Origin of the sequence: Streptomyces lateritius, from assembly GCF_014649715.1 — a bacterium.
Classification (GTDB): domain Bacteria; phylum Actinomycetota; class Actinomycetes; order Streptomycetales; family Streptomycetaceae; genus Streptomyces; species Streptomyces lateritius.
Window position 1 is genome coordinate 533,180 of sequence record NZ_BMTO01000003.1, and the last position, 11,643, is coordinate 544,822.

Genomic DNA, 11,643 nt, shown 5'->3' on the forward strand with positions numbered 1-11,643 from the left:
CCCGAGGGCCGCGCGCCTCACATCGACCAGCGCAGCACCGCGCCCAGTCCGCCCGCGGGCCCCCGCATCCCGTCGGGCACCACGAGCACCTCGGAGTCGGCCGCCGCGGCCGCCCGCAGCACCGCGTCGTCCGCGCGTGCCTGCTCGGGACGGGGAACGCCCATCGCCCGAGCCTCGCCGCGCTGCACGGCGATGTCGTCCACACCTGGGCCGATCCAGACCGGACGCCCGCCGTCGGAGGCGTCCTGCGCCAGCAGCAGGGTCGCCACCTGGTGGTTGCGCGCGGCGTCGACCACGGCCGGGATCCCCTCTGCCGCCTCCCCGGGGCCCGTGTCGACGGTGGAGGCGCGGTGCGCACCCGGCTTGCCGCGTCCCATCTGGAACCGCTCGAGCGCCCTGCGCAGCCGGTTCTGCGTGAATTCCTCGCGGAGCCGGTCGATCTCCCGGTCGAGCGCCGCAGTCGACGCGCCGGGGGACCGGCTGCCGTTCTCCGCCTCCACGGTCACGGTCTGGATCTGCTCGGGGAGACGGCCGTACACGGCTTTGCGCTCGCGCGGGTCACCGGTCAGCACCAGAAGATCGGCGCCGCTCTCCGGCCACCGCCGGGCCAGCTCGCCCGCGATGGCGCCGGCGGTCTCGTTCCAGCTGTTCTCGACCTTGTTGCGGTAGTGCCATTCGTACCGGTCCTCGGGGATGCTGCGGTGGCCGCGGCCCTGCCACTCCTTGCCCTGCGCCTGGCCCACCTGCTCGCGGCGGAACGCCTCACGCAGCTCCATGTCGGCGCCCGTACGGTCGATGTACGCCACCAGGCACGTAGGCTCGTCGCCTCGCAGGGCCGGCAGTGGCGCCACGTGCGGAAGGTTCGACCAACGGGCCTCGCCCGCGGGCGGGGCCACGGCCAGCGGGACGTCGAGGACGACCTCGGCGCCGGCGGCGAAGAGCGCCCGGCCGGGTGGCGTGCCGGAGACCGGCTCATGGGACAGCCGCTCCATCACCGCTCTGGTGGTGTAGGCGTCGGCGCCCGCGTCGATGAGCTGGCCCGCGATGGAGCGCTCCCGGAGCTGCTGGACCTTGGCCCCGTCCTCTGTCGCGCGCGTGGTCTCGATGTAGACCGAGGCCCAAGGGCCCGGCCGGGTGAAGAGCGGTTTGAGGAATCCGAGTTCCATGACGTCTCCCAGACGCGTGGGTGCCGAGTACCTCCGGTGCACGGACGGCGTCCGCCCTGGTCGTGAAAGGTTCCGAGACTCGCGCCGCCCGTCCTCGACCTCGCGGCTGCCCCTCGCGCCCCGGCTGAAACCGCCCTGGGAGCGGACGCTCCGGCGGTGCCCGCTGAGCCGTGCCGGGACACCGCGGCTCGGACGGGCACGCGCCTCAGACGGGCAGCAGGCGGCCGATCAGCTCGCCGAGCTGACGCGCGTTGCGGCACGGGCGCATGTCGACCAGTTCGGCGTAGGCGAGCGCCGCCGAGTCACCCGTCGACCACAAGGAGGGCTGCTCGGGGTTGAGCCAGTGGACCCGGCGGGCCCGGTCCCTGATCAGCCTCACTGCCGGAAGATTGGGGTCGGTCATGTTCGTACGGGCGTCACCGAGGATGAAGACGGCGGTGCGCGGGCCGACGGCGTCCACGTACCGTTCGACGAACTCGCCCAGCGCGCTCCCGTAGTCGCTCTGTCCGTGCCAGCCGGTCAGCTCCGCCTCCGCGAGAATGCGGGCGCCCAGGCCCGCCGGGTCGGAGGAGCCCCGGGCGATCAGGTCGGTCACCTCGTCTGTCCGGTTGACGAAGGCGAAGACCCGGACCCGGCTGAACTGGTCGTGCAGCGCCTGGACCAGCAGCATCGTGAAGTTCGCGAAGCCGGCGACCGACCCGGACACGTCGCACAGCAGCACCAGCTCCGGCCGCCCGGGACGACGGCGCCTCAGCACCGGCCGCATCGGCACACCGCCGGTCGACAGCGAACCGCGCAGGGTCCTGCGCAGATCGATCCGGCCGCGCGCCGCGCGGCGGCGCCGGGCGGCGAGACGGGTCGCGAGCTTGCGCGCCAGCGGGTGCACGGTCCGCCGCAGCTCGTCCAACTGGGCCCGGCCGGCGAGGAGGAAGTCGACACTGTCCGCCGCACCGCCCACCGCGCGGCGTGCGACCCGGTCCCTGCCCTGCCGCTCGGCGACCCGCACGCGCGCCTCGGTGCGGACCTGCTCGCGGAACGCCTCGATGCGCCGCCGGATCTCGTCGTCCGTCAGCCGGTCGGTGAACGCGGGAGCCTGGGAGCCCGCGTCTTCCAGCGCGGACGCGTCCCGGAGCATGGCCCGCACCCGGGCGAGCAGCGTCTCGGGACGGAGCCGGGCGAGGGTCTGGTACGAGGACCAGCCGTCCGACCCCGGCGAGGAGCCGTAACCGCCGAGGCTGCCCACCGCCTCGCCCGCGAGCCGGGCCAGCGCCGACCGGTCGTCGGCGGCGAGCGCGGCGGCCAGCCGCTCGCGCAGCGCGGCAGTGTCGGCCTGACCCGCGGTCTCGTCCGCCACCGGGCCGGCGCTCGCGGGGAAGTACAGGTCGAAGACCCGGTCGAAGAGCGCGCGTTGCCCCTCCTGGTGCAGGAGCGTGGCGGCGAGGGCCTCCCGCATCCGCTCCCGGTCGGCGAACCCCACGGCCTCAAGGGCACGGCCCGCGTCCACGCTCTCGCCGGTCCCGATGCCGAACCCGTGCGCGCGCAGCGCCCGGACCAGGCCGGTGAGCCGGTCGGTCACTCCCGCCGCGGTCACCTCCGCCGACGGTGTCGTCACACCGCGTCCAGGTCGAGCTTGGCCGCCGCCTTCAGGATGTCGTCCTGGTGCTTGAGGATCACGCCGAGACTGTCGCGCACCACCGTCTCGTCCAGCGTGCCGGCGCCCAGTGCGAGCAGCGTTCGGGCCCAGTCGATCGTCTCCGCGACGGAGGGGACCTTGCGCAGGTCCATCGCCCGCAGCGCACCGACCACCCGCACGAGGGACGCGGCCAGGGCCTCGTCCAGGCCCGGCACCCGCATCGTGAGGATCCGGCGCTCGAGCTCCTCCTCGGGGAAGCCGATGTGGAGGAAGAGGCAGCGGCGGCGCAGCGCCTCGGACAGTTCGCGGCTCGCGTTGGAGGTGAGGACGACGAAAGGGCGACGGGTGGCGGTGATGGTGCCGAGTTCGGGCACGGTGACCTGGAAGTCGCTCAGTACTTCGAGGAGCAGCCCCTCCACCTCGACGTCGGCCTTGTCGGTCTCGTCGATCAGGAGCACGGTCGGGTCTGCGGAGCGGATCGCGGTGAGGAGCGGCCGGGAGAGCAGGAACTCCTCTCCGAAGATGTCCGTCCGCGTCTCGTCCCAGGACTCCTCGCGGCCCGCGGTGATGCGCAGCAGCTGTTTGGCGTGGTTCCACTCGTACAGGGCGCGCGACTCGTCGACGCCCTCGTAGCACTGGAGGCGGATCAGGCGGGCGTCCGCGACGCGGGCGACGGCCTTGGCCAGTTCGGTCTTGCCGACCCCGGCCGGGCCTTCGACGAGCAGCGGCTTGCCGAGCCGGTCGGCGAGGAAGACGGTGGTGGCGACGGCGGGCGAGGCCAGATATCCCGTCGCGGCGAGGCGCTCGGCGACGTCGTCGACGGAGGTGAAGTACCCGGTCGTCATCGGTTGTTCTCCCCCGGAGCGGCGCTTGTCGTACTGGCCGGTAGTCACCGGTGTACTCGATCAGCTCCGGCCTGACCGCACAACCGCCCCGACGGCGATTGCGGCCAACATCACGAGCCCGTCGGCGACGTTCTCGCGCGGCAGGCCGGGCGAGAACCGAGCATCCATGGCTATAAGGTTACGGAAAGTGACACCGGGTCCGGTCGGCGCGGGCGCGCGGGCGCGCCGGGCCGCTGGTCCAATGAGAGGTGTGCGCTGCTCGGGGCCCGTCGCGGCGGTGGAGGTGTCTTGTCGGAGCGAGCGGAGACGCCGGCCTCCCCGCTGGTGGAGCGGGTCGGGTCGCTGGCCCGGCTGCGTGCCGTGGCCGACGCGATCGGGGAGATCGGCGCGCGCCTCGACGAGCGGGCCGTCTGCGAGGACCTGGCCGCGTTCCTCCGCCGGCACGGGTACGACGCGGTGGCCGTGGACGTCCGGCCGGAGGAGGGTGCCGCCTGGGTGCGCGCCGCCGTGGCCGGGGCATCGGGGCTCGTCGACCACATGGAGCCGAGGCGGGAGGACGGGCCCGGCCGCGCCTACCCGGACACGGAGACGGACGGACGCCCCGTGCGCGTGGTGCGGGCTCCGCTGGAGTGGCAGGGCCGCGTCCTCGGTGTCGTGACCGCCGTGCGCCTCACGAGCGCCGCGAGTGGCGGACCCTCGGGCGTCGCGGATCACGAGACGGGCATGGTCCAGGACGTGGCGCGGCTCGCCGCCGCGCACCTCGCCCACGCCCGGAGCCTCGCCGCGACCGAGCGGACCGCCTACCACCTGCAACAGGCCCTCGTGGCGGAACCGGGCAGGCCGCACCCCAATCTGGAGATCGCCGGCCGTTACCTGCCCGCCGGCGCCGGAACGCTGGTCGGCGGCGACTGGTTCGAGACCGTACGCCTTCACTTCGGCCGGAGTCTCCTGGTCGTCGGGGACGTGATGGGGCACGGCCTCGACGCGGCCGTCGACATGAACGCGTACCGCTCGGCGCTGCGGGACGTGGCCTCCACGGATCTGCCGCCGCACCGCGTCCTGCGTCAGCTGGACGCCGTCGTCGCGGAGCACGGCACCATGCGCCCGGCGACCTGTCTGCTGATCCAGGTCGACCCCGCGCGCGGCGCCGCCACCCTCGCCAGCGCCGGGCACCTGCCACCCGTGATCTTCGCGGCGGACGGGGCCGCCGAGCTCGTGGAGGTGTCGGTCGGCCCGCCGCTGGGCACGGGCGTCGCCGGATACGAACCCGTGACCCGGACCCTGTCCCCCTCCGACACGCTGCTGCTCTTCACCGACGGCCTGGTGGAGCGGCGCGGCGAGGACATCGACGTCTCTCTCGCGCGCCTCTCCACGCTGCGCCTTCCCGCCGGCTCCGGTCCCGAGCGGGTCGTCGCGGAGGTGCTCCGGCGTCTTGACGCCCACCACGCGGAGGACGACGTCGCCGTCCTCGCTGCCCGTATCCGCGAGCGCCACACCCCTCAGTGACACCGCTCCGAGCAATTCACCCCAGAGGGCGCGTTCGAGGCTTCGGGCGCCCCCTCGTGTCACCACCGAGCGGCTATTTCACGCCTCGGCGCGATTCTTTCGGCAGGACGCTTGTGCAGGGGCGCCGCCCCCAGGCACGCTCCAGGTATGAACACCGCCAGGCACGCCGGTGAACGCCTGATGAGCTGGCCCTCGCTGATCGCCGGACGCGCCCACTGCGGCGCCGAACTCGGCCTGGGCACCACGACCCACGACATCGTCCACTTCCACGGTGACCACGAAGCCGACGTCCATCTGACCCGCGCCATGATCGCGAAGCTACGGCCCGCCCTGCTCGGGTCCAGCGCCGTGCGACTGCGCGCCGGTTCGGGGTGGGTGACGGTCCGTCTGGACATGGGCTCGGACATCGACCTTCTGGCGACCCTGGTCAGTGCGGCGCTCCAGGCCGCCGGCCGAGGTCTGGCCGCCCCGTCCGACCCGACGCCGGACGGTTGCACCCGCATGTGCCTCACCCCCGGCCGCTGACCGCGAGGAGCGGAGAGACCGCCCGTTCGGCGGCATGCCGGAGGTGTCCCGGCTCCCTGCGGGTACTCCCCGTGGCATGCCCTCCACTTCCGGTGCACCGCGCGACGGTGCCCCAGCCGAACACGGTCACTGGTTCCACCGGCTCCATCGGGCCGTCGTGACCTCGGTCCTGGGGCTCGCCTGGTACCGCGGGCGCGAGATGGAACTGATGCACCGTGCGATGGGCTTCGCCGCGCTCAGCCTCCTCACCCTCGTCCCGCTCCTCATCGTCGTCGCGGCCGCCGACCTGGCGAGCGGTCAGGGCTTCGCCCGATGGCTGGTGCAGGGCCTCGGCGTCTCCGAGGTCTCACAGGAGGAGGTGGAACAGCTTTTCGGCAGGCCGGGGCAGGCGCTGCAGCGGACCACCGCCTTCGGTCTCGCCGCGCTCGCCGCGTTCGGGGTCACCTTCGGGTCCGCCGTGCAGACCGGGTACGAACGGGCGTGGGACCTGCCCACCGCCCGCTGGCACACCATGTGGCGGCACGTCGTCTGGCTCGCCGTGCTCGTCGCCGCGCTCCTCCTCTTCGTCGCCAACCCCCCGCCGGTCAACTCCTCCGCCTTGGTGACGTCCCTCGTCGCGGCGGGGGACGTCGTCGGGACCTTCCTCTTCTTCTGGTGGTCCCAGCGCTTCCTCCTCTGCGGCCGCATCCGCTGGCGCGCCCTGGTCCCGGGCGCCGTCTGCACGGCCCTGGGGCTCTTGGGGCTGCGGATCTTCTCCCAGTTCGTCTTCTCCCCACTGATCGCCTCCAACGCGGTGACCTACGGCCAGTTCGGGACGGTCCTCGTCCTGCAGTCCTGGCTGGTCGGCGTCGGTTTCGTGGTCTACGGCGCCGCCCTGGTCGGACGCCTGGTCCACGAGCACCTGCTCCGGCGCCGCATCGACCGCCTGCCCGCCGAGCTGCCGCCCGAGGACCGGGACTTCGGCTAGGGCGAGGCCGAGGACGAGAGACAAGACACGTCCCGGGACCGGCGGCCTCGTACGGTCCGGCCTGCACCAGCCGTGACCAGGCGCGGTACGGCCGGGCGTGGGCGACCTCGGCCCTCCTCCGCCAGCCGCCGGAACAGTCCCCGCACCCACTTCACCCCCTCCGGGGCGAGCCTGTTGAGCGGCTCGTCGAGAAGGAACACCGGCGGATCGCCGAGCAGCGCGGTGGCGATCCCGAGCCGCCGGCGCATCCCGCGCGAGAACCCGGCGACACGGCGCCGGGCCGCACCGGTCGGCCCGACCTCATCGAGGACCGCCTCGACCGGGCGAGCGGGATGCGGTCGCTCCGGGCCGGCACGCCCAGATGCGCCCGGGCGGCGCGTCCGCCGTGGACGTCGCCCGCGTGGAGGAGCGCACCCACGTACGCAGACCGCGCTCTCGGTCCCGGAAGGGTCTTCCACAGACCGTGGTCGAGCCGCTCGTCGGCGCGTGCAGGCCCGTGATCATCCGGAGCGTGGTGCTCTTGCCCGCGCCGTTCGGACCGGGGAATCCGGTGACCCGGCCCGGTCGCACCGGAAGGTGAGCCCGTGGACGGCGGCCGTGGCGCCGTAGCGCTTGGTGAGTTCCCCGACTTCGGTCACGGGCACCACGGTGCCGTCGGCGCCCCCGGCCGGGCATCGGACCACGAAGGACACTCTGACCGCCGGCTGTCACCCCAGGGTGTACGACCTCGGTCCGATGTCCCTCCCGCCCCCCGCCGATACCCTCACCGCATGCCCGCCACCCCCACGCTTCCGCTGCTCAAGAAGGTGCCACCCGGCGGCTGGACCGTACTCGCCTGGTGCGCGGGTGCCGTCTTCACCTTCCTCATCCGCACGCAACTGCCCGGCGAGGACCGCCCCGCCGTCACGGCCGGAGTCGTGTACCTCCGGTGGGACGGCCTGACGTTCCTCGCCCTCGCCACCGCCCTGGTGCTGATCGGAAGCCGGCGCCTGCTCGCCCGCCCGGCGAACGCGCTCGGTCTGCTGCTGACCGCCTCGGTCCTGGCGACCGTCCCGCTGAGCGTGGGAGAGATCCCGCTCGCCCAGTTCCTCGCCGTCGACGTGGCGCTGTACGTCATCGCCGCCAACGGGCCGCGCCGCACGGGGATCAAGGCCCTCGTCACCTCGCTCGGCGTGCTCGTCGGCTTCCTGGCCACCCGGCTGGCGTTCGGCTGGGAGGTCGGCACCTCGGCCGAGCTGGCCGTCGCCCTGACGACCGTCATCGCCTGGCTGATCGGCGACGCGGCCCTGCAGGCCCGCGCGCACGCCGAACAGGCACGAGCCCAAGCCGCGGAGCAGGCCGTCACCGACGAACGGCTGCGGATCGCCCGCGAGATGCACGACATGGTCGCCCACAGCATCGGTGTCATCGCCCTCCAGGCCGGCGCCGCGGCGCGGGTCGTCGACACCCAGCCGGCCGGCGCGCGCGAGGCGATGATCGCGGTGGAGAGTGCGAGCCGGGAGACGCTGGCAGGGCTGCGCCGCATGCTCGGGGCCCTGCGCGAACACGAGCGGCCGGACGGCTCGACCCTGGAAGCCACGGCCGCGCTCGCGGACGTCGAGGCGCTGGCCGCCGCGACGACGGCCGCCGGGGTCCGCGTCGACGTGGAGTGGCAGGGCGATCACCACCCGCTGCCGCCGGACATCGAGCTCTCGGCGTTCCGCATCATCCAGGAGTCGGTCACCAACGTCGTACGGCATGCCGGCGCCGCCTCCTGCCGGGTGACCGTCGACCGCCGTGAGGACGAGCTGAGCATCGAGATCGTCGACGACGGGCTGGGTGCCGACGCCGGCGCGGGCGGCGGATACGGCCTCGTCGGCATGCGCGAGCGGGTCGCCCTGCTGCACGGCGAGTTCTCCGCCGCACCACGCCCCGAAGGCGGCTTCCGAGTGACCGCCCGCCTTCCCGTACCGACAGGAGCCCGATGACCGGCCGAACCGCCGCCCCCGCCGTGCGGGTCGTCCTCACCGACGACCAGCCCCTCGTCCGCACCGCCCTGCGGATGGTCATCGCCGAGGTCCCCGACCTCGAAGTCGTCGGCGAGGCGGGTAACGGCGCGGAGGCGGTCGAGCTGGCCGCGTCCCTGCGCCCCGACGTGATCGTGATGGACCTCCGCATGCCCGGGACGGACGGCATCGAGGCCACCCGCACGATCACGGCGGAGCCCGGCCCCAGCCGCGTCCTCGTCCTCACCACGTTCGACGACGACGACCACGTCTACGGGGCGCTGCGCGCCGGGGCGAGCGGCTTCCTCGTCAAGGACATGGGCCTCGACGAGATCCTCGCGGCGATCCGCGTCGTCGCCGCGGGAGACGCCCTCATCGCGCCGAGCGTCACCCGCCGCCTCATCAAGGACCTCGCCGGCCGGTCGGCGCCGGGCACGCCACGGCGCGAACTGACCGCCGTCACCGAAAGGGAGCGCGAGGTGCTCACACTCATCGGCGGCGGCCTGTCCAACACCGAGATCGCCGAACGGCTCTCCATCAGCGTCGCCACCGCCAAGACCTACGTGACCCGGCTGCTGGCCAAACTCGACGCCCGCGACCGGGTGCAGCTCGTCATCATCGCGTACGAGACGGGTCTGGTGACCGTGGACCGACCGGCCGGACCGCCCGGCCGACCGGCGACGGTCCCCCGGGCCCGTCATGATCACACGATCCGGTGACGTGGCCCCGGGGTGGCGGAAGAGGGCGGCAAGACCGGTTGGATGGAGGCGATCCACCGGTCCGTCGAAAGAGAGCTGCCTCATGGCGAACACCTGGCTGCCGCCCGCCGAGTACATCGCGACGCTGCCGAGGGCGACGGCGTACGCCTGCCTGTACTTCACCGACACCGACGGCCGGCCCTTCCAGCTGCGCGCCACCTACCACACCGACCTGTGGCAGTGGCCGGGCGGCAACATGGACCCGGGGGAGACGCCCTGGCAGACGGCGGTAAGGGAGTGCCACGAGGAGACCGGAATCGTCTTCACGGGTGAGCCGCGGCTCCTCGGCACCCACTTCGTGTCCCACCGGGGCGAGGAGTGGCCGGCCAACCACATCGGTTTCATCTTCGACGGCGGCATCCTGACGGACGATCAGCTCGCCCGTATCGTGCTCGACCCCGACGAGCACAGTGAGTTCAAGGTCCGCACCCTCGCCGAATGGCAGCGCGAGATGACCCCGCGGAACTTCGCCCGGCTCGCTGAGATCGACCGCGCCCGCCGCTCGGGCACGACGGTGTATGTCGAGACCGGCGCCGACATCTGAGAGCCGCGGGCCCGGGAGGGGAGGGCCCGGCAGAGGAGGCGGCGGGGCCCGTACCGGCACGGGCCCCGCCGCCGTGTCGTGCGGTCAGGCCCGGCAGCCGACCGGATGGGCGATGTCGAGCACGAAGCGCTCGGGCGAGTGGAGCGTGAAGGTCTTGTAGGCGGGCTTGGTGTCGAAGGCCGCTCCGATGGTCACCACACCCTCGAAGTCGCCGGTCAGGGCGACACCCTTGAGCATGGGCAGATTGATCTTCAGGAGCCGGGGTCCCTCGTAGACGGACCGGCCGGACTCGTTGTGGGCGGCGGCGGGGGAGAACCTGATCTCCAGGAAGTACTTTCCGGCGAGCGGAACCCTCTCGCCCGAGCCGTCGTGATGCAGGGCGCCGACCGGGGTCACGGTGACCGGGGGCATGGGGCCCCGGACGTCGATGACGAGCCGGTCGAACGTGGAGTGCCCGCCCCAGCGGGCGTTGACGATGAGCGCGGTCGCGGGCTGGGTCGTCGCCCGGGGCCGTTCCGTGGCGGCGTCGGCGGGGATCGTGGCACCGATCCCGGCGGTCAGAAGAATGCCGGCGGCCACGGCCGCGAGGCGTTGACGATGGAGCATGACGTCCCCCTTCTTTCCTGCGATGGGGGCAGTGGTGTCACTGAGAGAGACATCCAGCACAACCATACGGTTGCAGGGGTATGGCGGGGAATAGGGGGATATTTACAGAAGTGCGAGAGCCGACTCCGTGGCCGGGTTCGCGGCCGCGCCACCGCGCACTCCGCTCGTTCCGTTCACCCGGGAACGAAACCGTAACCCCCGCGCCCCTCGGCAGTTGACCAGGGCATGAAGAAGCGCAGCATGCTCGCCATCGCCTCCCTCGCCGCGGGCGTCGTCACCGCCCTCGTCACCCCGCCGCCCCACGCGACCGCCGCGGATCACGGCACGACCGGCGGCGGCACCACCGGTCTCCTGCAGAACGACACCGCGCTGGGCACCCTCGCGGAGGAGGCCGGACAGATCGTGACGGAAAGCGCCCTCCAGCCCCCGAACATCGAAGGACTGGCCTGACGCCCCGGATCCCCGCGCCTCACCCGGAGGCGCGGGGATCCGGCGCGTAGAGGCAGCCCATGCGCGCGCCGCGGAATCAGGAATGACAGGATGTCCTCATGAGCAACAACGTGTACTTCGACATCACCATTGACGACGCCCCCGCCGGCCGGATCGTCTTCAAGCTGTTCGACGACGTCGTCCCCAAGACGGCCCGGAACTTCCGTGAGCTCGCCACCGGCGAGCACGGCTACGGCTACGCCGGCTCCCCGTTCCACCGCGTCATCCCCCAGTTCATGCTCCAGGGCGGTGACTTCACCAACGGCAACGGCACCGGTGGCAAGAGCATCTACGGCGAGAAGTTCGAGGACGAGAACTTCCAGCTGAAGCACGACCGGCCGTTCCTGCTCTCCATGGCGAACGCGGGCCGCAACACCAACGGCTCCCAGTTCTTCATCACCACCATCGTGACCGACTGGCTCGACGGCAAGCACGTCGTCTTCGGCGAGGTCGTCGAGGGTCAGGACCTGGTCAAGAAGATCGAGTCCCTCGGCTCCCGCTCCGGCGCGACCAGCGCGAAGATCGCCGTCGCCGCGTCCGGCGTCGTCGAGGCCTGAGCCACGACCACCCGATCAGCGCCCGACCGCCCCCGCGAACCTGCTCCGGGGGCGGTCGGGCG

The 11,643-nt window shown here is 72.8% G+C and carries 12 protein-coding genes and 1 pseudogene; 8 read left to right on the forward strand and 5 right to left on the reverse strand.

The window, feature by feature from the left end; translation table 11 throughout:
- Nucleotides 1-17: 17 nt before the first annotated feature.
- The 3 genes from IE136_RS08775 to IE136_RS08785 form a co-directional block, all read right to left on the reverse strand.
- Complete coding sequence (locus IE136_RS08775; protein ID WP_158992980.1) at nucleotides 18-1,166, reverse strand: baeRF2 domain-containing protein; 1,149 nt, start codon at nucleotides 1,164-1,166, stop codon at nucleotides 18-20.
- 205 nt (nucleotides 1,167-1,371) lie between these two features.
- Nucleotides 1,372-2,778, reverse strand: a complete 1,407-nt coding sequence (locus tag IE136_RS08780; protein ID WP_229818724.1) for a vWA domain-containing protein — start codon at nucleotides 2,776-2,778, stop codon at nucleotides 1,372-1,374.
- Nucleotides 2,775-3,644, reverse strand: a complete 870-nt coding sequence (locus tag IE136_RS08785) for an AAA family ATPase (RefSeq protein WP_158992982.1) — start codon at nucleotides 3,642-3,644, stop codon at nucleotides 2,775-2,777. The genes IE136_RS08780 and IE136_RS08785 overlap by 4 nt, the downstream gene beginning before the upstream one ends.
- A 288-nt stretch (nucleotides 3,645-3,932) precedes the next feature.
- Between IE136_RS08785 and IE136_RS08790 the strand changes: the two genes are divergently transcribed.
- From IE136_RS08790 to IE136_RS08800, 3 genes are all read left to right on the forward strand, one after another.
- Nucleotides 3,933-5,150: a PP2C family protein-serine/threonine phosphatase gene (locus IE136_RS08790; protein WP_229818725.1), complete on the forward strand. Its 1,218-nt coding sequence runs from the start codon at nucleotides 3,933-3,935 to the stop codon at nucleotides 5,148-5,150.
- A 147-nt stretch (nucleotides 5,151-5,297) separates the two neighbouring features.
- Complete coding sequence (locus tag IE136_RS08795) at nucleotides 5,298-5,675, forward strand: luciferase domain-containing protein (RefSeq protein ID WP_229818726.1); 378 nt, start codon at nucleotides 5,298-5,300, stop codon at nucleotides 5,673-5,675.
- A gap of 76 nt (nucleotides 5,676-5,751) precedes the next feature.
- Nucleotides 5,752-6,642: a YhjD/YihY/BrkB family envelope integrity protein gene (locus IE136_RS08800; RefSeq protein ID WP_158992984.1), complete on the forward strand. Its 891-nt coding sequence runs from the start codon at nucleotides 5,752-5,754 to the stop codon at nucleotides 6,640-6,642.
- 107 nt (nucleotides 6,643-6,749) lie between these two features.
- Here IE136_RS08800 and IE136_RS08805 read toward each other — a convergent pair.
- A pseudogene (locus IE136_RS08805) lies at nucleotides 6,750-7,280 on the reverse strand (ATP-binding cassette domain-containing protein); the annotation flags it as partial.
- 132 nt (nucleotides 7,281-7,412) lie between these two features.
- Here IE136_RS08805 and IE136_RS08810 point away from each other — a divergent pair.
- The 3 genes from IE136_RS08810 (at nucleotide 7,413) to IE136_RS08820 (ending at nucleotide 9,929) form a co-directional block, all read left to right on the forward strand.
- Nucleotides 7,413-8,609 (forward strand): sensor histidine kinase, encoded by a 1,197-nt coding sequence (locus tag IE136_RS08810; protein ID WP_189599996.1) that lies wholly within the window; start codon nucleotides 7,413-7,415, stop codon nucleotides 8,607-8,609.
- The gene (locus tag IE136_RS08815; RefSeq protein ID WP_189599997.1) at nucleotides 8,606-9,346 is read left to right on the forward strand and encodes a response regulator; all 741 of its coding nucleotides are present in this window, start codon (nucleotides 8,606-8,608) and stop codon (nucleotides 9,344-9,346) included. Before IE136_RS08810 ends, IE136_RS08815 begins: the two co-directional genes overlap by 4 nt.
- Before the next feature lie 82 nt (nucleotides 9,347-9,428).
- Complete coding sequence (locus IE136_RS08820) at nucleotides 9,429-9,929, forward strand: NUDIX domain-containing protein (RefSeq protein ID WP_158992990.1); 501 nt, start codon at nucleotides 9,429-9,431, stop codon at nucleotides 9,927-9,929.
- A gap of 84 nt (nucleotides 9,930-10,013) precedes the next feature.
- Here the strand turns inward: IE136_RS08820 and IE136_RS08825 are convergent, their stop codons facing one another.
- Nucleotides 10,014-10,535: an AMIN-like domain-containing (lipo)protein gene (locus tag IE136_RS08825; protein ID WP_158992992.1), complete on the reverse strand. Its 522-nt coding sequence runs from the start codon at nucleotides 10,533-10,535 to the stop codon at nucleotides 10,014-10,016.
- A gap of 225 nt (nucleotides 10,536-10,760) precedes the next feature.
- Between IE136_RS08825 and IE136_RS08830 the strand changes: the two genes are divergently transcribed.
- Both IE136_RS08830 and IE136_RS08835 read left to right on the forward strand, forming a co-directional pair.
- The gene (locus IE136_RS08830; RefSeq protein WP_229818727.1) at nucleotides 10,761-10,985 is read left to right on the forward strand and encodes a hypothetical protein; all 225 of its coding nucleotides are present in this window, start codon (nucleotides 10,761-10,763) and stop codon (nucleotides 10,983-10,985) included.
- A gap of 98 nt (nucleotides 10,986-11,083) precedes the next feature.
- Entirely contained in the window at nucleotides 11,084-11,581 is a 498-nt protein-coding gene (locus IE136_RS08835; RefSeq protein WP_158992996.1) for a peptidylprolyl isomerase, read from the forward strand.
- Nucleotides 11,582-11,643 lie beyond the last annotated feature (62 nt).